The 22,548-nt window shown below is 46.1% G+C and carries 23 protein-coding genes and 3 pseudogenes; 18 read left to right on the forward strand and 8 right to left on the reverse strand.

Annotated elements, in window-relative coordinates:
* Positions 1-374 precede the first annotated feature (374 nt).
* From fdhD to LC048_RS23715, 13 genes and pseudogenes are all read left to right on the forward strand, one after another.
* Positions 375-1,295, forward strand: coding sequence for a formate dehydrogenase accessory sulfurtransferase FdhD (gene fdhD / locus LC048_RS23660; protein ID WP_371931958.1), 921 nt, complete (start codon positions 375-377; stop codon positions 1,293-1,295).
* Between the two features lie 68 nt (positions 1,296-1,363).
* Positions 1,364-4,340: pseudogene (gene fdnG / locus LC048_RS23665) on the forward strand (formate dehydrogenase-N subunit alpha).
* Positions 4,340-5,167, forward strand: coding sequence for a 4Fe-4S dicluster domain-containing protein (locus LC048_RS23670; protein WP_226603257.1), 828 nt, complete (start codon positions 4,340-4,342; stop codon positions 5,165-5,167). Before fdnG ends, LC048_RS23670 begins: the two are co-directional and overlap by 1 nt.
* Positions 5,160-5,867: a formate dehydrogenase subunit gamma gene (locus LC048_RS23675; protein ID WP_226603256.1), complete on the forward strand. Its 708-nt coding sequence runs from the start codon at positions 5,160-5,162 to the stop codon at positions 5,865-5,867. Before LC048_RS23670 ends, LC048_RS23675 begins: the two co-directional genes overlap by 8 nt.
* A gap of 85 nt (positions 5,868-5,952) precedes the next feature.
* Positions 5,953-6,762 carry a formate dehydrogenase accessory protein FdhE gene (locus LC048_RS23680; protein WP_226603254.1) on the forward strand — a complete coding sequence of 270 codons (810 nt, stop codon included), beginning with the start codon at positions 5,953-5,955 and terminating at the stop codon, positions 6,760-6,762.
* 16 nt (positions 6,763-6,778) lie between these two features.
* Positions 6,779-7,204, forward strand: a complete 426-nt coding sequence (gene mobA / locus LC048_RS23685) for a molybdenum cofactor guanylyltransferase (RefSeq protein WP_306048944.1) — start codon at positions 6,779-6,781, stop codon at positions 7,202-7,204.
* A 37-nt stretch (positions 7,205-7,241) separates the two neighbouring features.
* On the forward strand, positions 7,242-7,385 hold the full coding sequence (locus LC048_RS23690; RefSeq protein WP_306048946.1) for a hypothetical protein: 144 nt from the start codon (positions 7,242-7,244) through the stop codon (positions 7,383-7,385).
* 31 nt (positions 7,386-7,416) lie between these two features.
* Positions 7,417-7,947 (forward strand): MoeA family protein, encoded by a 531-nt coding sequence (locus tag LC048_RS25225; protein ID WP_371931959.1) that lies wholly within the window; start codon positions 7,417-7,419, stop codon positions 7,945-7,947.
* Between the two features lie 125 nt (positions 7,948-8,072).
* On the forward strand, positions 8,073-8,651 hold the full coding sequence (locus LC048_RS25230; protein ID WP_371931960.1) for a molybdopterin-binding protein: 579 nt from the start codon (positions 8,073-8,075) through the stop codon (positions 8,649-8,651).
* Positions 8,652-8,664: 13 nt separating this feature from the next.
* Positions 8,665-10,584: a molybdopterin biosynthesis protein gene (locus LC048_RS23700; RefSeq protein WP_306048948.1), complete on the forward strand. Its 1,920-nt coding sequence runs from the start codon at positions 8,665-8,667 to the stop codon at positions 10,582-10,584.
* A 579-nt stretch (positions 10,585-11,163) separates the two neighbouring features.
* A complete protein-coding gene (locus tag LC048_RS23705; RefSeq protein ID WP_226603237.1) occupies positions 11,164-11,628 on the forward strand; it encodes a molybdenum cofactor biosynthesis protein MoaE in 465 nt (154 codons plus the stop codon).
* Positions 11,621-11,854: a molybdopterin converting factor subunit 1 gene (gene moaD, locus LC048_RS23710; protein WP_306048950.1), complete on the forward strand. Its 234-nt coding sequence runs from the start codon at positions 11,621-11,623 to the stop codon at positions 11,852-11,854. The genes LC048_RS23705 and moaD overlap by 8 nt, the downstream gene beginning before the upstream one ends.
* Before the next feature lie 86 nt (positions 11,855-11,940).
* A pseudogene (locus LC048_RS23715) lies at positions 11,941-12,959 on the forward strand (thiazole biosynthesis adenylyltransferase ThiF).
* Positions 12,960-13,053: 94 nt separating this feature from the next.
* On the opposite strand, the gene LC048_RS23720 reads toward LC048_RS23715, so the two are convergent.
* The gene (locus LC048_RS23720) at positions 13,054-13,380 is read right to left on the reverse strand and encodes a YflT domain-containing protein (RefSeq protein WP_226603232.1); all 327 of its coding nucleotides are present in this window, start codon (positions 13,378-13,380) and stop codon (positions 13,054-13,056) included.
* Between the two features lie 172 nt (positions 13,381-13,552).
* Between LC048_RS23720 and LC048_RS23725 the strand changes: the two are divergent.
* The 3 genes and pseudogenes from LC048_RS23725 to LC048_RS23735 all read left to right on the forward strand — a co-directional run bounded on the left by LC048_RS23725 (position 13,553) and on the right by LC048_RS23735 (position 15,228).
* Positions 13,553-14,233, forward strand: a pseudogene (locus LC048_RS23725) (uracil-DNA glycosylase).
* A 290-nt stretch (positions 14,234-14,523) separates the two neighbouring features.
* Positions 14,524-14,835, forward strand: coding sequence for a YwdI family protein (locus LC048_RS23730; RefSeq protein ID WP_226603224.1), 312 nt, complete (start codon positions 14,524-14,526; stop codon positions 14,833-14,835).
* Positions 14,836-14,856: 21 nt separating this feature from the next.
* Positions 14,857-15,228, forward strand: coding sequence for a DUF423 domain-containing protein (locus tag LC048_RS23735; RefSeq protein WP_214904395.1), 372 nt, complete (start codon positions 14,857-14,859; stop codon positions 15,226-15,228).
* A 62-nt stretch (positions 15,229-15,290) separates the two neighbouring features.
* On the opposite strand, the gene LC048_RS23740 is transcribed toward LC048_RS23735, so the two are convergent.
* The 3 genes from LC048_RS23740 to hemQ form a co-directional block, all read right to left on the reverse strand.
* Entirely contained in the window at positions 15,291-16,808 is a 1,518-nt protein-coding gene (locus LC048_RS23740; RefSeq protein WP_306048952.1) for an MDR family MFS transporter, read from the reverse strand.
* Positions 16,809-17,035: 227 nt separating this feature from the next.
* Positions 17,036-17,575 carry a spore coat protein GerQ gene (gerQ, locus tag LC048_RS23745; protein WP_226603219.1) on the reverse strand — a complete coding sequence of 180 codons (540 nt, stop codon included), beginning with the start codon at positions 17,573-17,575 and terminating at the stop codon, positions 17,036-17,038.
* A gap of 243 nt (positions 17,576-17,818) precedes the next feature.
* Positions 17,819-18,562, reverse strand: coding sequence for a hydrogen peroxide-dependent heme synthase (hemQ, locus tag LC048_RS23750; protein WP_306048954.1), 744 nt, complete (start codon positions 18,560-18,562; stop codon positions 17,819-17,821).
* A 253-nt stretch (positions 18,563-18,815) separates the two neighbouring features.
* Here hemQ and pta point away from each other — a divergent pair, with 253 nt between their 5' ends.
* Positions 18,816-19,793: a phosphate acetyltransferase gene (gene pta / locus LC048_RS23755; RefSeq protein WP_226603214.1), complete on the forward strand. Its 978-nt coding sequence runs from the start codon at positions 18,816-18,818 to the stop codon at positions 19,791-19,793.
* Between the two features lie 130 nt (positions 19,794-19,923).
* On the opposite strand, the gene LC048_RS23760 is transcribed toward pta, so the two are convergent.
* The 3 genes from LC048_RS23760 to LC048_RS23770 are packed head-to-tail and all read right to left on the reverse strand — an operon-like array spanning position 19,924 to position 20,303.
* Positions 19,924-20,061, reverse strand: a complete 138-nt coding sequence (locus LC048_RS23760; protein ID WP_226603213.1) for a hypothetical protein — start codon at positions 20,059-20,061, stop codon at positions 19,924-19,926.
* Positions 20,045-20,182: a hypothetical protein gene (locus LC048_RS23765; RefSeq protein ID WP_226603213.1), complete on the reverse strand. Its 138-nt coding sequence runs from the start codon at positions 20,180-20,182 to the stop codon at positions 20,045-20,047. The genes LC048_RS23760 and LC048_RS23765 overlap by 17 nt, the downstream gene beginning before the upstream one ends.
* Positions 20,166-20,303: a hypothetical protein gene (locus LC048_RS23770; RefSeq protein WP_226603213.1), complete on the reverse strand. Its 138-nt coding sequence runs from the start codon at positions 20,301-20,303 to the stop codon at positions 20,166-20,168. Before LC048_RS23770 ends, LC048_RS23765 begins: the two co-directional genes overlap by 17 nt.
* Positions 20,304-20,407: 104 nt before the next feature.
* Here LC048_RS23770 and LC048_RS23775 point away from each other — a divergent pair, with 104 nt between their 5' ends.
* Positions 20,408-21,253 carry an octanoyl-[GcvH]:protein N-octanoyltransferase gene (locus LC048_RS23775; protein ID WP_306048957.1) on the forward strand — a complete coding sequence of 282 codons (846 nt, stop codon included), beginning with the start codon at positions 20,408-20,410 and terminating at the stop codon, positions 21,251-21,253.
* A gap of 178 nt (positions 21,254-21,431) precedes the next feature.
* Here the strand turns inward: LC048_RS23775 and LC048_RS23780 are convergent, their stop codons facing one another.
* Complete coding sequence (locus LC048_RS23780; RefSeq protein WP_226603203.1) at positions 21,432-22,298, reverse strand: RsfA family transcriptional regulator; 867 nt, start codon at positions 22,296-22,298, stop codon at positions 21,432-21,434.
* Positions 22,299-22,548: the final 250 nt, after the last annotated feature.

The following is a 22,548-nucleotide window of genomic DNA, read 5'->3' on the forward strand; positions in this document are numbered from 1 at the left end:
AAAGTTACTGAGCGAAAAATTAAATTCATTTAGGATGGGTAATGTGAAAATTGGACCACCAGAGATTTTTCGTAAATGTAAAATCTCAATTTAAGTATTTGTAAATAATTAGTCAATTTTCATCTATATTATTGTAACAATTGAAACGGTTACAACCATGAAATTTCCATTACATTAAGGGTATGGGGGTATTTTCTTTTTTGAGAAGTGGATTGTTTTTAATATATGGCGAGTGATTGGAGCCGAATATAGCGTTTTTGCAGCTTGCAAGATGAATAGCCGTCTTTCAATTCCACCACACCATTGATGACCGGAAAGATGTCGATAATAGCAGCGGAGCCCGGTGATGAAGTACCAGAAAAGGGGTGAAGAACATGATCAAAAAAGGCTGTCCTGAAGAATATCCGATCAGCTTGAAGCTGAATGGATATGAGATTGCGGTATTCCAGCTGACAAATCAGGATTTGGAAGACTGGGTATATGGCTACCTTTTTTCAGAAGGATTGATTGACGGACCGGAGGATGTTGTCAGTGTCCAATTTAGCGAGAAGACCGGTACATTGAATGTGGCATTATGTAACTCTTTTGATCCTGAGCAAATGTATTCAAAAAAGAAGCATTATACAGCCGGCTGCGGCCGGGGAGTGACTTTCTTTTCGATGACGGATGTCAAGAAATTCAATAAAGTGAATTCCGATGTGACCTATTCGTTGACCTATTTGTTAAAAAAACGCGCGGAATTCGCGCAGAATTCGCCGTTATACCTGGAAACAGGCGGCATGCATGGCGCCTGCATCATCCTTGAGGATGGCAGCATCGAGGTCAGGGAGGATATCGGCAGGCATAATGCTGTCGATAAAATTATCGGACACGCAATTAGAAAGCGTTTGCATCCTGACCGGCTCGTCCTTTTGACGACCGGCAGGGTTTCATATGAAATGCTGTCAAAAGCTGCGAAATTTGGTTTTGCCGTCATTGGCTCACGAACTGCGGCTACCAAGCAGGCCATCCAGTTAGCCCGATTTCTGAACATTGAAGTCGTTGGCTATTTGCGGGGGAAAATGGCGACGGTCTATACATCTGCCAAAAGGATAAATGATGATTTAAACACGCCGGCTGCGGAAAATAGTTCTCACATCGAGAGTTGTCCAGCTCCAGCGCCTAGCCCCTCGAGTCGCTTCGGTCAGCCCGATGAAGTCAAAGAACGACTTCACCGGTCAGCCCTCCAGCGCTTGTCGGGGCTGACCAAGGCGCTTCCGCTTTTCTGGAAAGGGGGGAAGCCCAGCAAGTACTGAATTGACACCACCTTGGGATTAGGGATGTTCTAAGCAACTATTGGGAAGGAGAGAGAGAGATGGTTGAAATCAACCTGAATCGCAGGCAGTTCTTGAAGCTGTCAGGTGCCACTGCGGCGACCCTGGCGGTTGTCGAGTTGGGCTTTAACGAGAAAGAGGTCCATGCACAAACGAAAGAACTCAAGATTGCCAAAGCTACTGTAACACCAACCATTTGCGCATTTTGCGGTGTAGGATGCGGCATTTTGGTACACACAAAAGATAATACTGTGGTTTATACGGAAGGGGATCCGGATAGCCCAGTCAACGAAGGTACACTTTGCAGTAAAGGTACAACGATCAGACAAGTCTACACATCCGAAAAGCGCTTAACGAAGCCATTATATCGTGCTCCTGGCAGTAAGAAATGGGAAGAGAAAAGCTGGGACTGGATGTATGAAACAATTGCAAAACGCACGAAGGAAACACGCGACAAATCATTCATTGAAAAAGAAAATGGCATGTTTGTCAATAAAACCGAAGCCATCGCGAGCTTAGGTGGAGCAGCTCTTGATAATGAAGAGACATATCTGCTTGCAAAGATGATGAGAGGGCTTGGCGTCGTCTATCTCGAACACCAGGCACGAATATGACACAGTTCTACGGTTGCCGGTCTGGCACCTACAGTAGGGCGTGGAGCAATGACAAACCATTGGAGCGATCTGCAAAATACCGATTGTGCATTGATCATGGGCGGAAATCCTGCCGAGAATCATCCAATTTCTTTTAGATGGTTAACAAAAGCGAAAGAAAAAGGCGGCAAAATCGTCTCTGTCGACCCTCGTTTCACGAGGACATCGTCAAAGGCTGACGTCTATGCTTCCCTTCGTTCAGGAACGGATATTGCCTTCATGGGCGGAATGATCAACTATGCGTTAGAGAATAATTTGATCCACAGAGAGTATGTTGCTGAATATACAAATGCGTCTTTCATTGTAAAGAAAGACTTTGAGTTCAATGATGGATTATTCAGCGGGTATGATGAAGCAACCCGCAAGTATGATAAGACAAAATGGGCTTTTGAAACAGACGAAGAAGGGAATCCGAAAAAGGACAAGACCCTTACACATCCTCGTTCTGTATTCCAATTAATGAGAAAACATTACTCACGCTATGATGTTGACTCAGTCATTGCCGTAACCGGAACACCTAAAGAAGACTACCTGAAGGTTTGTGAAACTTTCTGTTCAACTAGCAAGATAGGAAAATCCGGTACGATCATGTATGCAATGGGTACAACTCAGCATACTGTTGGAACACAAAACGTCCGTGCCTTTGGAATCATCCAGTTGCTGCTTGGCAACATCGGCTTGCCTGGCGGCGGAATCAACGCAATGCGCGGCGAGTCCAATGTACAGGGTTCCACTGACTTTGCGCTTCTATATCACCTGCTTCCAGGGTATGTTGGAACACCAACAGCAATACCTGAGCATGCGACTTTAGAAGGCTATAAGACGAAAGAAACACCTTCCGGCGGCTACTGGAGCAACAAACCAAAGTTTCTGGTCAGCTTGCTGAAGGCCTGGTATGGGGCCGAATGCAACAAAAGGTAACGAATTCGGTTATCAGTACCTTCCAAAAGGAAACAAGAACTACTCACATATCAACTTGTTCAACGCTATGTATAAAGGCGAACTGGAAGGGGCGTTCTTGTTTGGAACAAACCCTGTAGTCGGCGGCCCGAATGCAGGCAAGGAAAAAGAAGCGCTGTCCAAGCTAAAATGGATGGTTGCAGTGGACCTATGGGAGACAGAAACTTCTGCTTTCTGGCAAGAGGAAGCTGGCAGTGACCCATCGAAGATCGACACAGAAGTATTCCTTCTTCCGGCCGCAGGCTCCTATGAAAAAGAAGGCAGTGTATCTAACTCTTCCCGCTGGATGCAGTATCGCTGGAAGGCGATTGATCCAAAAGGAGAATCTCTCGCAGATTTGGAAATCATCCATATGCTTGTCAAGAATATCAAAGGCCTTTACAAGAATGAAAGTTCAGCTGCAGCTAAGCCAATCAATGCCCTGTATTGGAACTATGGTGAAGGGCACCATCCTGATATCGACCTTGTGGCCAAGGAAATTAACGGCTATGACCTGAAAACTGGCAAACTTTTAAAAACCTTTGGTGACCTTAAGGATGACGGTACAACAAGCTCTGGCAACTGGATCTATTCCGGCTTTTATCCAGAGGAAGGCAAGAACCGCGCTAAAAACCGCGATAATAAGGATACTGGCGGCGGCAACTTCCTGAACTGGGCATTTGCATGGCCTGCAAACCGCCGAATTCTTTACAATCGTGCCTCTGCTGATCCAAGCGGAAAGCCGTGGAGCGACAAGAAAGCGGTCATCTGGTGGGACGGAATCCAGAAGAAATGGGTCGGAAATGACATCCCTGACTTCAAGCCAACAGTTGCACCAGCTGACCCAGGCGGAACGAATCCTTTCATCATGATCAACGGCGGGGTGGCAGGAGTTTATGCCCCAACACTGAATGATGGACCGTTCCCAGAACATTATGAGCCATATGAAAGCCCAGTGAAAAATGCCTTCTCCAGCCAGGAAATCAACCCAGCTATTGCTATTATCGAAGGCGATTTCAATCTGAAGGGTGACAGCAAGAAGTATCCGATTGTCGGTACAACTTACAGGGTATCTGAGCACTGGCAGTCCGGTACAATGACACGTAACCAGGAATGGCTGTCCGAACTGGCAGGCCATATGTATATTGAAATGAGTGAAGAATTAGCGAAGGAAAAAGGAATCAAGAACAAAGATAAGATCATTGTCAGCTCTGCCCGTGGCGATATCAAAGCCTATGCAATGGTGACAAAACGATTCAAGCCTCACATGATGAACGGCAAGAAGGTTCACCAGGTCGGCATGCCTTGGCACTTTGGCTATAAAGGATACGCAACAGGGGACACAGCAAACCGCTTAACACCTCATATCGGGGATGCAAACACGACGATCCCTGAATATAAGGCATTCCTCTGTGATATAAGGAGGGCTGACTAATGGCAGAATATATTAAATACGTCGATGTGACCAAGTGTGACGGCTGCCGTGCATGTATGGTCGCCTGTAAAAACTGGAACGACCTCCCGGCTGAGCCGGAGGAGTTCCAGGGAAGTGTCCAATCCCACGCAAATGTAACAGCAAACACTTGGAACGTGCTGTCATTCATTGAACACGAAGACTCTAAAGGCAATCTGGATTACCTTTTCCGCCATTCATCCTGCTTCCATTGCACAGATGCGGCTTGCGTAAAGGTTTGCCCAGAGGAAGCCATGCACTATACTGATTTCGGATCTGTAAATGTTGATAGTGATAAATGCGTAGGCTGCGGTTACTGCGTTCAGAACTGTCCATTTGATGTTGTTCAGCTGGCAACATATAAAGACAAGAACGGCAAGGAGTACAAAAAGGCTCAGAAATGCACAATGTGCGTCGATCGTCTTGAAGAAGGCATGCAGCCTGCTTGTGTCACTACCTGCCACACAGACGCTATGGAATTCGGCACACAAGAAGAAATGCTCAAGAAGGCTAAAAAGCGCTTGAGCGAAATCAAGGATAAGTATCCGAATGCAATGATTTACAACCCAGAAGGAGTCGGCGGCACGCACACGATTTACGTACTTGCTGAAAAACCTTCTGTCTATGGACTTCCTGAAAAACCAAAGGTTCCAACATCTGCTGTGGTCTGGAAGGACTACGCACAGCCAATCGGTAAAATGATGCTTGGAGCAACAAGCATGGCGCTTGTAGGTGCTTTCGTGTCAAATAAGTTATTCAATAAAGAAGGAAAAGGCCATGAAGAGGATGGAGGTGGCAGCCATGAGTAATACGCAGTATTCAGGTGTGAAGGTAAAGCGATTCTCCATGGGCTTCGTAATCGCGCATGCTGTGAACGCCATTTCATTCTTTGCACTATATATCACGGCCCTGCCAATGTATACAGAGTGGTTTGACTGGCTTTATCCAGTATTGGGAGGACCAGAAGGAGCGCGCCTGCTCCACAGGATTTTCGCGATTGCCTTCGTAACGCCGACTTTCATCTGGCTGATCATGGATCCTAAAGGTTTCCTGCGCTGGGGAAAAGAGCTTGTTACCTGGAAGAAGAGAGATATCCAGTTTTTCACTGAGTTCGTTAAAGAACTATTTGGCTTCAAGTTCAAGCATGTAAAACAAACATTCTTCAACGCCGGTGAAAAAATAAACTCACTCATCCAGATCGCTACTGCAATCCTGATCATTGGTTCGGGTTTCCCTATGTGGTTCCCGGACTTGTTCCCGAAAGCAGTTGTCCAATGGGCATATGTAGCACATAATGTCGGCTTCGGCCTGGCAATTGCGGTAGTAGTCGGCCATATCTACCTGAGTGTCATCCACAAAAACTCTAGACCAGGATACACTGGCGTCATCACAGGTGACGTTCCGGCTGAGTGGGCAAAGGATCACTATACAGAATGGTATGAAGAAGAAGTCGAGAAGGGCAACTTCCCTGACCTTGATAAAAACAAGAACAAGAAAAAAGGCGCGTAAAACATTAATAGAGGGAATGGCAGCCTTGACCGGGCTCCATTCCCTTCAAAATTTATGAAATTAGAATGAAAGAGGGGCTGCAGCAATGAAAAAGTCCGTTGTCTCAAAAGAGTATCAGAAATTGCAGAAGGATATTATAGAGTTGCAGGAGCAATGGAAGACTTCACTGAATCCTGACTGTGTCCGGCCAAACCTTGATAAGTCGGCAATGGAGGCGGGAGTTCCTGTCAATGCTTTAGCGGCTATTGACTTTGATATTTCCCTATTCTTACAGTGGATAGAGGATATAGGAGAACTTTTATCGAAGTATCAACCAGAGATAGAAACCTCGATGCAATCTGTAAAAAATCTTTTGGATGAAGAAACAGCAAAGAGGTGGATCGATGAAGCATTTGCTTTTAATTATATATATTTTAAGAGTTTCGCAGAGGAAAATGATCTGGATGGCTGGATTCCGCAATTCGTGGCAGAGACAGTTCTTCGTCCATATCTGCAGATGACTGCTGCTAAGGTTCAGGATGAAATTCATCACGGTGTGCATGGTGCCGGATGCCCTGTGTGCGGCGAACCTGTACGCCTTGCACAGCTTGAAGGAGAAGGGAAGAAAGTATTGCACTGCCCGCGTTGTTCAGCTCACTGGAATGACCGTCGCGTAGCCTGCTCACACTGCGGAAATAACGATCATGAAACAGTGAAAATCCTTACAATCGAAGGAGAATCTGCGGCACAAATCCAGATTTGTGATGAATGCAAAGGGTATACAAAAGTCATCGATACAAGACAATATATCGTAAAGCCAACACCAGCAATGCTAGACCTGAACACAATCCACCTGGACTTTGTTGCCCAGGAGCATGGATATAAATCCGCTGGGGAAACCAAACAGACAAACTAAAAGAAGGTGCTGTGGGATGAAAGCCGGAGCGATCATTTTATCAGGCGGCAAATCTAGCAGAATGGGAACGAATAAGGCCCTACTGAAATTTCATGAAAAAACGAATATTGAGAGAATTAAGGATGAGTTACAGCACGTATTTGATGATATAATTCTAGTAACGAATGATCCTGAAACCTATCAGTTTTTAAATATTAAAATGGTAACAGACCAGTATCCGGGTTCTGGTCCACTCGCGGGAATCCATGCGGGACTCGAAGCATCAGACTATGAGGAAAACTTCGTCGTAGCCTGTGACATGCCATTTGTATCCTCAGAGCTAGCTTCAAATCTTGTAAAAGCGCTTAAGCACCACGATGCAGTCGTACCTGTCAGTGAAGGCAGACAGCATCCGCTTTTTGCGGCCGCTACCCTATCAAAAACGGGTAGCAAGAGAAGCTAAGGAATGCATAGAAGACGGGAATTTGAGGATCAGGCATATGCTTGGAAAACTGAATGTCCGCTTTCTCGAGGACGCAGATCTGCAGCTCTATTTCGAAGGCAGCCTGGATCGGGTATTTTTCAATATGAACCATCCCGTGGAATACGAAGATGCAAAGAAATGGGCGGAGTCCGGAGAATAGTTTTCAGGTGCTAGAAAGGAAGTAAGTCAGCATGCAATTTTTCAAAGTGAAAAGTGTTGAGGAGACCTTTGCATTAATACATGAGAAAATTGGCAAGATCACGGATACTGAAATCCGTCCTCTTGATGAGGCGCTTCACTACATCCTTGCAGAGGATGTCACTGCAGGTGAGAATGTACCTGGTTTTGACCGGTCGACCGTCGATGGCTATGCCGTCATCGCCCGTGACACATACGGTTCATCTGAATCGATGCCAGGCTTCCTGAATGTCGCCGGCGAGGTCCATATGGGAGAAGAAGCGGTCAAGCCAGTAGGCAGGGGCGAGGCAATATACGTACCGACAGGCGGAATGCTGCCACCAGGAAGTGACAGCGTGCTGATGATCGAGCATTGCGAGGAAATCGGCGGGCTGTTGAATACGTACAAGCAAATTGCACCAGGCGAGAATGTCATCCGTGCCGGCGAGGACATCAAACAAGGCGAAGTGCTGTTAACACATGGGACAAAATTGCGGCCCGCAGGAGCTTGGAGCACTGGCAGCACTTGGTGTTTCCGATGTTAAAGTCTACCGTAAGCTGAAGGCTGCATACCTTTCTTCAGGGGACGAAATCGTTCCTTTTGAAACGAAAACACTTGAAACTGGCCAGATTCGAGATATCAATTACTTAACCGTCAAGGGATTGGTCAATGAGTGGGATATCGAACTTATATACGGGGGGAATCACCCGCGATGATTACCAGGAATTCGCCCAAAAAGCCCGCGAATTGTATGAACAGGCTGACTGCTTGATTTTATCAGGAGGAAGCTCTGTTGGAACAAAGGATTACACAACCGAGGTCATCCAGTCACTTGGAGACCCAGGCGTTTTTGTCCATGGCATTTCAATCAAGCCCGGGAAACCTACCATTCTCGCTGTTGCAGATGGAAAGCCGGTCATCGGACTGCCGGGCCATCCAGCATCCGCAATGATCATCTTCAAGCTGTTTGGCGAACGAGTTTTCAGAAGGCTGAAGGGTGAAAAGATCGAGCATAAGCCTGAGCGGATTTTCGCCAGGATTGTGAAGAATATTGCATCCTCTCCAGGAAGATCTGATTATATCAGGGTAAGACTTGAGGAAAAGCACGGAGAATGGTGGGCTGAGCCGATCATTGGCAAGTCAGGCCTGATTACGACATTGGTAAAAAGCGATGGAATCGTTGAAATTGTTTCCGAAAAAGAAGGAATTTCTCAAGGCGAATACGTTCCAGTCATTTTGACGAGATAGGGGGGGCACCATCATGGATAAAATACGCTATAACCGAAAAATTTATCTTGAGGACAAGCCGCGCGAAAAAGCGAGGAATGAAGTGCTGACCGCGTTCGACCTGCCTCAAGAAAAAGAATGGATCCCGGCTGCCGGCGCCCTGGGCCGAATTACTGCTGAACCTGTCTTCGCCAATGTTTCCATGCCTTTTTACCATGCATCCGCGATGGACGGGATTGCCGTGAATGCCGAGGATACTTATGAAGCACATGAACAGCGTCCACTCCACTTGAAGATGGGTCAGCAGTTCGAATACGTTGACACCGGGAATGCGATTCCGTCTCAATACAATGCGGTGATTATGGTGGAAAACATCCAGGTCATCGATGATGAGACGATTGAAATCATCGAGCCGGCAACACCATGGCAGCATATCCGTCCGATTGGCGAGGATATCGTCCAGGAGGAAATGCTGTTCACACAGGGACATCCATTGCGTCCTGCTGACCTCGGGGCACTCCTTGCGGCGCAGGTTACAGAGGTACCCGTCGTCAAAAAGCCGCTTGTGACCATCATCCCAACCGGAAATGAACTGGTCAGTGCGGACTCTTCACTGGCATCAGGCAGGATCATTGAATTCAATGGAACGGTTTTTAGCAACTATGTAGAAAATTGGGGCGGACAGCCATATCTGCATCCAATCGTGAAGGATGAGCCGGAAAAAATCAGGGAAGCACTGCTGGAAGCTGTGGAGAAATCTGATATAGTCGTCATCAATGCCGGATCATCAGCTGGTTCAAAGGATTATACCGTTCATATTCTAGAGGAGCTTGGCACTGTTTTCACCCATGGAGTCGCAACAAGGCCGGGTAAGCCAGTCATACTCGGAAAAATTAAAGATAAAATAGTTGTCGGTGTACCAGGATACCCAGTTTCCGCCTACATGGCACTGGAGTGGTTTGTAAGGCCGCTTGTTTGTAAATATCTAGGTGTACCAGAACCAGAAAGGCCTAAGCTCAAGGTAAAGCTTGACCGCAGGATCGTCTCCACGATGGGGGCGGAGGACTTTGTCCGAATGAATATCGGCTATGTGGATGGACAATTTGTCGCCAATCCGCTGACACGCGCAGCGGGTGTCACGATGTCGCTCGTGCGTGCGGATGGTTTGCTCGTCGTCCCGCCGGAAGAACTGGGATACGAACAAGGAGACATCGTCGAGGTCGAGCTGTACAGTCCTGTCGAAGAGATCAGGAACGCAATCGTCTTCAGCGGCAGCCATGATCTGACGATTGACCTGCTGTCCTCCCAGCTCAAAAGACAGCGAACTGACATGAAAATTGTATCTTCCCATGTTGGCAGCATGGCCGGATTACTGGCAATCAGAAAAGGGGAAGCCCATGTAGCGGGCATTCATTTGCTAGACCCGGAGACAAAAGAATATAATGTTACCTACGTAAAGAAATTCCTTGCAGGGCAAAACGCAATTCTTTATCCATTTTTAAAAAGAACCCAGGGCTGGATGCTGCCAAAAGGCAATCCGCTTGGAATTGAGAGCGTCAGTGACATAGCTTTGAAAGGCGCAGATTATGCCAACAGGCAGAAGGGCGCCGGCACTCGCATCTTGTTTGATTTAATGTTAACGGAAGCGGGCCTGAACCCAGACGATGTGAACGGCTATGACCGTGAAATGTTCTCGCACCTGAGCGTCGCTGCGGAAGTGAAAGGAAATGATAACGCAGCAGGTCTTGGAATCTTCCCGGCCGCACGCGCAATGTCTTTGGATTTCATCCCGGTAGCTGACGAAAATTACGATTTACTAATGTCAAAGGCATTTTATGAAAGCGAAAAGGGTATCTGGTTAAGGTCAGTAATCCAATCCGAAGCATTCAAGGCTGAAGTCGCCAAAATCGGCGGCTACGCAGTCGTCGACAACCCAGAGCCGGTTTACTTTTAAGCCTTGTTGAGGATAGAAGGTCTCTAACGGACAAATCGGGGGCAGAAACCTGGAAAAGTGTCCGATAGAAAGGCTCTAACGGACAAATCGGGGGAAGAAACCGAAAAAAGTGACCGATAGAAGGGCTCTAACGGACAAACCGGAGTCAAAAACCGAGAAAAGTGTCCGTCATAAGGTGCCTGACGGACAAATCGGAGTCAAAAACCGAGAAAAGTGTCCGTCATAAGGTGCCTGACGGACAAATCGGAGTCAAAATCCGGGAAAAGTGTCCGTCACAAGGTGCCTGACGGACAAACCGGAGGCAAAAACCGGGAAAAGTGTCCGTCATAAGGTGCCTGACGGACAAATCGGAGTCAAAAACCGAGAAAAGTGTCCGTCATAAGGTGCCTGACGGACAAATCGGAGTCAAAAACTGAGAAAAGTGTCCGTCATAAGGTGCCTGACGGACAAATCGGAGTCAAAAACCGAGAAAAGTGTCCGTCATAAGGTGCCTGACGGACAAACCGGAGGCAGAAATCTGTAAAAGTGTCCATAAAAAAATAAAATCCTGACCCGGATCAGTTTATTGAGGTGATTTTGATGAATTATGAAATAGCGAAAGATCCAATTAACATTCAATCCGTCATTGATAAAGTGGTCCAGCGTGAAGCGGGGGCAATTACTACTTTCATTGGCACAGTCCGTGAATTGACAAAGGGCAAAAAAACCCTTTACCTTATATATGAAGCATACGAGCCGATGGCAGTGAAAAAGCTGGAGCAAATCGGCACGGAAATCCAGGAGCGCTGGAACGGTGCCGAGGTTGCGATTACCCACCGCGTCGGCAAGCTCGACATCACGGATATCGCCGTGGTGATCGCTGTATCCACGCCGCATCGCAACGATGCATACGAAGCAAATCGTTATGCAATCGAGCGTATCAAGGAAATCGTCCCAATCTGGAAAAAAGAGCATTGGGAAGACGGCGAGGAATGGATCGGCAATCAACTAGAAACTGTCCCATATCCGACAGGGAAACCGGAGGAGAAGGATCTCAATGAATAAAATTTTATTTTTTGCCCATCTACGAGATGAAGCAGGCTATGAATCAGTCGAGATAGAAGCAGCTGGAAAAACAGTTGCCGAGGTAAAGGAAATGGTTGCTGAAAAGTACGGCGTCCAAAAGCTAGACACTTCAATGACAGCCATCAATGAAGAATTTTCATCCAATGATGAAGTGATTAAAGATGGAGATACGATCGCCTTCATTCCGCCTGTATCTGGCGGTTGATTAGTTATAGATATTACTGCGCCCCGATCCGTTGACTTTTATGGTCGATGCGATCTGGGCGTTTGTTTTACAAGGAGGGTAAACCTATGTCAGAAAGATATTCACGTCAAACTCTGTTTCCTCCAATAGGCAAGGCCGGACAAGAGAAAATCCGCAGCAAGCATGTGCTGATGATTGGTGCCGGAGCACTTGGTTCTGGGAATGCTGAGCTGCTGGTCAGGGCAGGAGTTGGCAGGCTGACAATTGTGGACCGTGATTATGTTGAAGCGAGCAACTTGCAGAGACAGCAGTTATATACAGAGGAAGATGTCGCTGAGAAACTTCCGAAGGCAGCAGCGGCAGAAAAAAGGCTTAGAGCAATTAACTCTGATGTTGAAATCAGGGCCCATATCGCCGACGCTACTCCTGAAAAATTAGCAGAGCTTGTCGATGGAGTTGATCTTATCATCGATGCAACGGATAATTTTGAAACGCGGATGGCTATTAATGATATTTCACAAAAAAACAGGATTCCGTGGATTTATGGGGCGTGCGTTGGCAGCTTTGGAATGAGTTTTTCGATCATTCCTGGTCAAACGCCATGTCTGAACTGTCTGCTAAAAACGGTTCCGCTTCAGGGGATGACATGTGATACTGGGGGCATTATTGGTCCTGCTGTGCAGATGGTTATTGCCCATCAGGGAGCGGAAGCACTGAAAATCCTCGTGGAAGACTGGGATGCGGTGCGGACTTCATTCGTCAGCTTTGATTTATGGCGAAACCAGTACACCAGCATGAAAATGTCCAAGGCAAAGGATCCTGGATGCCTAAGCTGTGGTGAACATCCTGAATACCCTTATTTAGACGTTGAGAATATGACCAAGACAACAGTCCTATGCGGACGTGATACGGTTCAAATCAGGCCGCCAAAACAGCAGCAGCTTAACCTGCAGGAAACGGCTGAAAAGATGAGGGATTTAGGCTATCAGGTAAAAGGGAATCCATACCTGGTATCAGTAGATATGGATGAAAACAGAATGGTCATATTCCAGGATGGACGCGCTCTTATTCATGGGACAAAGGATTGGCCCAGGCACGAAGTATCTATCAAAGATTTTTTGGATAGAATTCTATACACACATAAACCCCCTGCAAGTCAGCAGGGGGTTTCTATATAAACGACCTCTATGGACCGGTTATGATTGTGCATCCGCAGTGGACTATTTTACATCAGAAGCAACTAGCACAAGACGGCCTTTATCCAGTTCCATCTCATACTTCTCCGCCTCTTGTTTTGACAGACCAAGAGATTCGAACTTATTGCGAAGCTCATCTCCGCGTGACTTGAACATATTTCCGATGGAATCAAAGAACCCTTGCTCCTTGAAGCCCATGCCGCCTGTTTCTGTAGCATCAGTCAAGTGCTCACTGCGCTTCTCATCATGTGCGAATATATAAATGTTTTCTTTACCAAAGCCTGCTGCTTCAAAAGAGTTGATCTTCTCTGTAGCTTGGACTCCGTTTTCGACTACTTCTACTTTCAACATAGTATCTTCCTCCTTAAAATTTATAACCTATACTAGTTTTGGGAAGCTTTTTTAGCCTTCACCGTCTACACTATTTATATATCCGGTATGAGCATAAATAAACATACTGGGAATTGTTCACATTTAGTATCGGAAAACAGGTAGTTTAAAAGAAATGAAGGGAGCTGTCTCGATGGCACTATTAAATAATGGCTGGGAGTCTCTTCTGGCAGAGGAATTTGAGAAAGCCTACTATCTTGATTTAAGAGAATTTTTAATAGAAGAATATCGCAGCAGGACCGTCTATCCGGAAAAAGATGATATTTTTAATGCTTTGAGTTTCACCGGTTATGGGGATGTGAAGGTTGTGATTCTCGGGCAGGATCCTTATCATGGCTAGGGACAGGCGCATGGTTTGAGCTTTTCGGTAAAGCCTGGTGTTAAGATTCCGCCTTCACTTCGTAATATCTTTAAGGAGCTGAATACCGATCTCGACCTTGAAGTTCCGGATAACGGCTATTTAAAAAAATGGGCGGAGCAAGGTGTGCTTCTTTTAAATACTGTCCTTACAGTAAGAGAAGGGGAAGCCGCTTCACACAAAGGAAAAGGATGGGAACATTTTACCGATAAAGTGATTACCCGGTTGAACGAGCGTGAAAAGCCGGTGATTTTCATCCTCTGGGGCAAGCCGGCCCAAAGTAAGCTAAAGTTGATTGACGAGGACAAACATAAAATCATCATGTCTGTCCATCCGAGTCCGCTTTCCGCAAGCAGAGGATTCTTCGGCAGCAAGCCATTCTCAAAAGTGAACCAACTGCTGAAAGAGCAGGGAGAACAAGAGATTGACTGGCAGATTGAAAACTTGGAAGAGTAGAGGCTTCATCCTTATAGTTAAAAGTAATATTCTAGATTTGCAAATCCTGTTAATTGGAATGGAAAATAACTGGTCGGTCATAGCCCTGCGAACCAGGGCTGTTTTTTTTGCAAAAAGCGACATGTTTCACGTGAAACTTACATGTTTTTTTGACGATGGCAGTTCAAAACAACAATGTTTGCGGCGGGTATCACTCATAAAGTCGAAAAAACATGGGAATTGTTGTAGAATGGAACGGTAATTACATGATTCTTATGATATACATATATAACACCTATGGAGGTGAGTGAATGAACATTTCACTGCAGAAATTATTATTGAAAATGGAAGAGGAGTTAAAGTGGGCGAAATCTGCGGATTCGGAGGCAGTAAAGCGGGAAAGAATCCATTCGATTAAAACACTTTGCGAGCTCGTCCTTGATGAATCGTCGGATGGAGGAAGCACAGCTCCTGTGAAACAGGCAGCACAGCCATTTGTTCCGTCACAGCAGCTCAATCCCCAACAGCAGATGCAAGTAAGTCAGTCATCACCGATGGTTCCGCAGCCGAAGAAGCTTGAAATGGAAGATGATTCAAATGGAGACTCGCTGTTCGATTTCTAATTTTAAATAGAGGTGAAAGTAATGAAGTTATTTATATTGATCGGAGCTATCAATGCCTTCCTGGCAGTTGCACTTGGAGCATTCGGGGCACATGGACTTGAAGGAAAGGTAGAGCCGAAATATTTAGAAACATGGAAAACAGGGGTTACCTACCAGATGTTCCATGCAACCGGGCTATTAATCATTGGAGTTCTGCTAGGTAAGCTTCCGGCAAGTGCACTTCTATCCTGGTCAGGCTGGCTGATGCTGATTGGAATCGTGTTATTTTCCGGCAGCCTGTACGTTTTGACCCTCACAAAAATCAGCGTCCTTGGTGCAATCACCCCGCTTGGCGGAGTATCTTTCCTTGCAGCCTGGGTATTGCTGATGATTGCTGCTGTGAAGTATCTGTAAAAATGCCAACAAAGGAAATGCAAAAAGGAGCACGCCAATTGGCGTGCTCTTTCACATGCAGATTACGATTCTTTGACAATCGTTTTATTGATCTCAACTCGTTCTTTTCCCATCAGGAAGACTGCGATGACAGAAATAGCAATTGGGATTAAGGCGAGGGCAAAGATATGGGTGATAGACGCCGACATCGCTCCGACAATTTTATCGAGAACGAATTCCGGGATTTGAGATCGCTGCCCGGATTGGAATAATTGCTGCGGGTCTCCCGCAAACTGATTGCCTTGACCGCCTTCCATTCCCTGAAAGGCACTTTTTAGCTTTTCCATAAATGCATTATTCTGGATGGTGCCAAATATGGTTATCCCAAGCGTCATTCCAAGCGAGCGAAGGAATGAGTTGGTTGAATTTGCGGACCCCCGGTAACGCGGGTCAAGATTGTGGATGGAAGCGGTAGGGAGAAGCGAGAAAGAGAATCCCACCCCAAATCCGACCAATATCATGAACAATGTCAAAATCAATCTCGATGTGTCAGGTGACATCATGCTAAGCAGAAGCATCCCTGTAAAGTAGGATATAACAGAAATAATCATAAGGTTGCGATAGCTGGTTTTTGTCTGAAAAATACCACCAATAGCGCTGCCTGCAACAGAACCAAGCATCATCGGCGTCAATACTAATCCAGCCGCCTTCGCGGAACCCCCGTAAACTGCCTGGACGAAAATAGGAATATAGACTGCGAGAATGATAAACGTCGCTCCATATAGGAATGCAAGAACTTGCGATGTCGCAAACAGCCTCCGTTTAAACATCCAAAAAGAGATGATTGGCTCATCTGCTTTTCTTTCAGCAAAAATAAATACTATAAAGAACAGGCTAAAGCTTACAAACAAACCAATAATCGGCAATGAATCCCAGCTGTATTCTTTTCCGCCAAGTTCAAGGGCAAACATTAAGCTGACTACTGCCACGACTAGTGTGGAGGCACCTGCCCAGTCGATTTTTTGCTTGGAATGCTGAGTAGACTCATGATAATACTTTACAATGAAAAATAACGAAACGATCCCAATAGGTACATTGATATAAAATACCCAGTGCCAGCTGAACCAGTCAGTGATGTATGCACCAAGCAGCGGTCCAAGGACGCTCGATGTGCCGAAAACGGCGCCAAGCAGACCGGTCATTTTTCCTCGTTTTTCAGGCGGGAAAATATCAAATACAATCGTGAAGGCAATCGGCATCAAGGCTCCGCCGCCAATGCCCTGGATGGACCGGTAAATGCTCAATTGGACCATCGAGTCTGCAATCCCGCAAAGTGCTGATCCTAATAAAAATACAAGCAATCCAAATATGTAAAACCGTTTCCTCCCATACATGTCTGACAGCTTGCCGAAGATCGGCATACCCGCCATCACTGTAACCATATAGGCTGATGTGACCCAAACAAACTTGTCGAAGTCTCCTAGGTCTGCGACAATTGTTCCCATTGCAGTCGCGACAATCGTATTGTCCATCGCTGCCATCAGGATACCCAGAAGCAAGCCTGCCACTACGAGTTTAATATTGCTGTCATTTGAAACCATACTATTCCCCCCGGATTCATAATTAGAAAAATTAGGTATATAAAGTTTATTTATCAACTTCATTGTTGTCAAGGTTCTGAGGGCTGAGAAAAACAACAAGTATGAGCGGCTAAGCGCTGTAGCATGATATAGAGAAAATCCTATATAGTTATCCTTTCTTTGAAAGTTGCTGGTAATGAGAATAAGAAAAACGGCCGAAGCCGTTTTCATGTAGATAAGTTGTTAAATTAACGAGGAGGATAAGCAGTGAGTCCGCCACCGCCGCCGAATGGATAGTCGTACTCAATTTCTTCATCAAATGTGACATAATCTAGGTAAATCATTGGCAATAAAACCCTTTTCCCTGTCTGAGGATCACTGAGAATCAAGTGGTCCCTTCCAGCTGCTTCAACGATCCCCTGAAAAATTTTCGCGTTCCATTCCGTGTTGTTTTCAAAAGTGGCGTAGACGGTAGCAAGTTTGCCTTTATTCAGTCGAAGAATATTTTCTATATACGATGCTTCAATTGGAAGCATTCCTGGGACTTGGGGAGAGACACCTTGAAAAGCAGCACCTGCCACGGAAACACCTGGCATGGCACCACCTGACTGGGCAGGGAAGGCGGTGCCTTGCGGGAATCCAGCTTGCCCCATTTGCCCCATCTGTGCCATCTGTCCCATTTGCCCCATTTTTCCTTGCGCAGCTGTCTGGTCTTCTGTGCCGCTGTACGGTTGGTACATTTGCGGGTAGGTTCTGTAGTTATAATACGGATTATTGTATTCAGTCATGGTGTAGCCTCCTTAAAATATTTTCCTTCCTTCAATTCACCTTTATTTATGTAAATGGTGAAATTGAGCTTTACAGGTTGGGAGTACAAATAAAATGAATCCTCACTATTCAATACATATGAGAAAAGCTTGATTTTATGACTCGAACATTTTAAGAGAACACTCTTTTCAACAGGATATTCCGTGGCTAAAACAACACACAAAAATCCCCAGGCAAAAGCCTGGGGATTCAAATTATTAATTTTAAACGTTCAAGTATGCAGGTACGCGGTCTTCTTCTAAAAGGTTCCCTACGAAGAATGAACCAAATTCACCATAGCGGGCACTGACTTCGTCAAAGCGCATTTCATATACAAGCTTTTTGAATTGAAGGACATCGTCCGCGAACAATGTTACACCCCACTCGTAATCGTCGAAGCCTACAGAGCCAGTGATGATTTGCTTAACCTTGCCAGCATACTGGCGGCCAATCATGCCATGGCTGCGCATCATGTTACGGCGGTCTTCCATCGGAAGCATGTACCAGTTGTCTTCGCCCTGGCGGCGCTTGTCCATTGGATAGAAGCAAACATGCTTAGCTTTTGGAAGCTCAGGGTAAAGGCGTGCAAGGATTTGCGGATTTTGGTATGGATCTTCGCCAGCTGGCAGGTAGTTGCTCAGCTCGACAACAGAAACATAGGAATGAGCAGGAATCGTGTATTCAGCAAGCTTGGACTTGTTGAATTCTGTTTCGATTTCATTCAATTCTTCCATAGTTGGGCGAAGGATCATCATCATGAAGTCTGCTTTTTGGCCAACGATTGTGTATAGTGCATGGCTCCCTTGTTTCTCAGCCGCTGTCTTGTTCCACTTTTCCACTAGGCTGAGGAATTCCTGGACAATCTCCTGGCGTTCTTCTGCCGGAAGCATCTTCCAGGTTGTCCAATCCACTGTTCGGAAATCATGGAGGGAATACCAGCCATCTAATGTCTGTGCTGCTTCACTCATTTATATCACTCCTAAAAATCATCAATATACCATTATCATATCATAGTTTCTCCATTCGTCATGTTAATAAAACCATGATTGTTTAGCCTTTGCGGAAAAAGGATATTTTGTTAAAGATTGCAAATAGTAAAAGAGGCAGGTAAACATGCTTGAAAATTTACAATAAAAAGACTTCATGGTTGTAAACGGTAACATCCTTGAATTTTAGTGTTGGTAAAGTATGCTAGAGGTATAGATAAAAGGAGGAGTCAGCATGAGTGATTTATTTGAAGGCTTAAAAGCCAAATTAAGCGGACAAAATTTACGGATCGTGTTTCCGGAAGGCCTCGACGAACGGATTTTAGCAGCGGCTGGCAGACTGGCTGCAGACGGTGTTTTAACACCAATTTTAGTGGGCGATATTGAACAGATCCAGGCGAAAGCAGCTAATATGGATGTATCGCTTGAAGCGGTTGAAATCTACGACCCTGCAAATTTTGCAATGATGGATGAACTTGTCGCTGCATTTGTTGAAAGACGTAAAGGAAAAGCGACCGAAGAGCAAGCGCGAAAAATACTGCTTGATGAAAACTACTTCGGTACAATGCTTGTGTACTCAAACAAAGCAGACGGGCTGGTCAGCGGCGCAGCGCACTCCACTGCGGATACGGTAAGGCCTGCCTTGCAGATCATCAAGACAAAGGAAGGTGTGCGCAAGACTTCTGGTGTCTTCATCATGGTGCGTGAAGATGAGAAGTATGTGTTCGCTGACTGTGCGATCAACATCGCTCCCGACAGCCAGGACCTAGCGGAAATTGCAGTTGAAAGCGCGAAGACAGCGAGGATGTTCGATGTCGAGCCACGAGTGGCGATGCTCAGCTTCTCAACGAAGGGATCTGCGGTTTCTCCTGAGACTGAAAGAGTTTCTAAGGCAGTCGAAGAAGCAAAGCTCCGTGACCCATTAATGATTGTTGACGGAGAGTTCCAATTCGACGCGGCCTTCGTTCCATCTGTTGCTGAAAAGAAAGCGCCGGATTCAGTGATCATGGGCAATGCGAATGTATTCGTATTCCCAAGCCTTGAAGCAGGCAATATCGGCTATAAAATCGCCCAGCGTCTAGGCGGATTTGAAGCAGTTGGCCCGATTTTGCAGGGCTTGAACCGTCCAGTAAACGACCTGTCCCGCGGCTGCAGCGAAGAAGATGTGTACAAGCTCGCGTTGATTACAGCAGCTCAGGCACTTACTAAATAAGAAATTCCACCATGCCGGTCGATTTTTTCGATCGGCATTTTTACTTAATGAAAATATGTAGATTTACACTTCGAGAAATGTCCAGCTCCAGCGCCTAGCCCCTCGAGTCGCTTCGGTCCTGCCAATGAAGTCAAAGAACGACTTCACCGTCAGGCCCTCCAGCGCTTGTCGGGGCTGACCAAGGCGCTTGCGCTTTTCTTGTCCAGCTCCAGCGCCTAGCCCCTCGAGTCGCTTCGGTCCTGCCAATGAAGTCAAAGAACGACTTCACCGTCAGGCCCTCCAGCGCTTGTCGGGGCTGACCAAGGCGCTTGCGCTTTTCTTGTCCAGCTCCAGCGCCTAGCCCCTCGAGTCGCTTCGGTCCTGCCAATGAAGTCAAAGAACGACTTCACCGTCAGGCCCTCCAGCGCTTGTCGGGGCTGACCAAGGCGCTTGCGCTTTTCTTGTCCAGCTCCAGCGCCTAGCCCCTCGAGTCGCTTCGGTCCTGCCAATGAAGTCAAAGAACGACTTCACCGTCAGGCCCTCCAGCGCTTGTCGGGGCTGACCAAGGCGCTTGCGCTTTTCTGCATATGCTATAATATCAACGGAAAGATTCAGAAAGAAAAGAGGAAATCGCGATGGATGAGGCGCTCAATTTATTGCGTCAGGATACATGGAGATTGATCGACCAGTCGGCACTCGGGGCACAATTTCATGCTCTTCAGTCGTTCGGGACGGATGATACCTTATGCGAATCAGTCGGTACAGGCCAGTCGCCGGCCACAGCGAGAGCGTGGGTGCACCATGACACGGTCGTCCTTGGAATCCAGGATACAAGGCTTCCCTATCTCCAGCAAGGACTGAATCATCTTCAGGAGCAGGGCTACCAATATATTGTCCGCAATTCAGGGGGACTTGCCGTCGTGCTTGATGAAGGTGTCCTGAATCTATCACTTATTTTACCTGAAAAGGAAAAGGGGATAGACATCAACCGTGGATATGATGCGATGTGGTTATTGATTAAGGAATTGTTTGCTGATTTCAATAAAGATATAGAAGCAAGGGAGATTTCTGCGTCCTATTGTCCGGGAAGCTATGATCTAAGCGTTGACGGCAAGAAATTTGCTGGAATCTCGCAGCGCCGCCTGAAAAAAGGGGTAGCCGTGCAAATCTATCTTTGTGTGACTGGAAGTGGAAGTCAGAGAGCAGAACTGATCCGTGAGTTTTATGATCGCTCTAAAAAAGGGGAACTTACAAAATTCACTTATCCGGATGTTCAGCCTGAAGTCATGGCCTCGCTTTCCGAACTAGTTGGTGTCGAAATGACGATTCAGGATGTGATGCTGAGATTTTTAAAATTCCTCAGCGCCAACAGCAATCAGCTGGTATCAGGATACCTTGATGGCTATGAGATTGAACTGTTCGATCACTATTACAGCCGGGTCATTGAGCGAAATGAGAAATTCCTTGAGCCGCGGGAATAGCAAGTAATAATATACAAGCCGGAAAACCCATGTTTTCCGGCTTGTTTTATGCTCTTTTCAGAGACCTTTCACAATTGAAATTTACAAGTTCCTAATTTAAAAGTCTCATAAGAGCTTAAGAGGGGGCTGTTGCCATAACTCCTTCTCCATCTACCCTATCTATTTAGCAACTAGATTTCTATTCCGCTACTTTTTCAAGATTGCCGTTGCGGTCCATCTTGAACTTCGTTGCCGAACGTTCATCTTCTTCAAACAAGGTGAGCTTTCGGGCACGGTTCATGATTTTCATAAGTGTTTCGTAATCTTCCTGCATCGTGTTCGTGTTTTCTTCAAGCCTGTTAATTTTTCCTTGTAATTCTTCGTTTTGTTTCCTTAAACTATTGATTTCGCGCTTCAATCTTTCATTCTCACTCTTATAAATATCTACCTGAAGCGATGAGCCACTTAGGCTTTGCAGGTAAGCGATCACATGTCCCATTGTTATGCCGGTAGTCGGAACCGTGTGGCGGACCGGCGGTGTATGTGTCGTCTGGGTTACAACTGTCTTCGTCTCCTGGGCAGGGATTTCAGCCACTTCGGCAGCTGCTTCAGTAGAGTAATCCTTCTGTTCCTGCTTCTTGTTCATCAAATCTTGCATTTCAGCCATGAGTGCTGCGTCAATTTGCTTGTCGTCCTGTTCGAGCATGGACAGGTCAAAGGTTGGTTGAGATTCTTCCTGCTCCACTGCTGGCAGCGAACCTGTCAAACTTTCATCCAGCGTTGGCACCGGAGGATTGTAAAGCAGCTTCTTCTTGCCGCCCTGATCTTTTCCTAGGATTCTCTGTCTCTGTTTTCTCTGCTTTTTGGCAAGCTGCAATGCTTTTTCATAGTTATGCCTGACGACTGCGTTCCAGCGGAATCCACAAGCGGCAGAAGTGCGGTCGAGCTTGTCGCCCACCTCTTCAAATGCGTTCAATTGGGTGCTGCCTTCCCTTACGTGTCGCAGCACGGTTTCAGCTAGCAATAAATCATTTTCTTCCGTCCAGGCATCCTGGCGTGTCTTCATTTTCTTCAACTCCCTTTTACTTTGGTTAACTATTGAAACTTATAGTTCAATCTTGTCCTGAAATTGGAAAGCTTATACATTGTAAAATGGAAGGATAGTAGATTTTTTGCGCAAAATACATGTTTTTCATTTAAATAGATAAGCACATGGACCTGTTCAACAGCTTGCATTCATCTTTAATAAGAGGTAAAATACCCTTTAGTCTAAAACGAAAAGCAGAGGCGTACAGGATTTCTGATCTTCGCAGGGA

Origin of the sequence: Mesobacillus subterraneus (assembly GCF_020524355.2) — a bacterium.
Taxonomy (GTDB): Bacteria; Bacillota; Bacilli; order Bacillales; family Cytobacillaceae; genus Mesobacillus; species Mesobacillus subterraneus_C.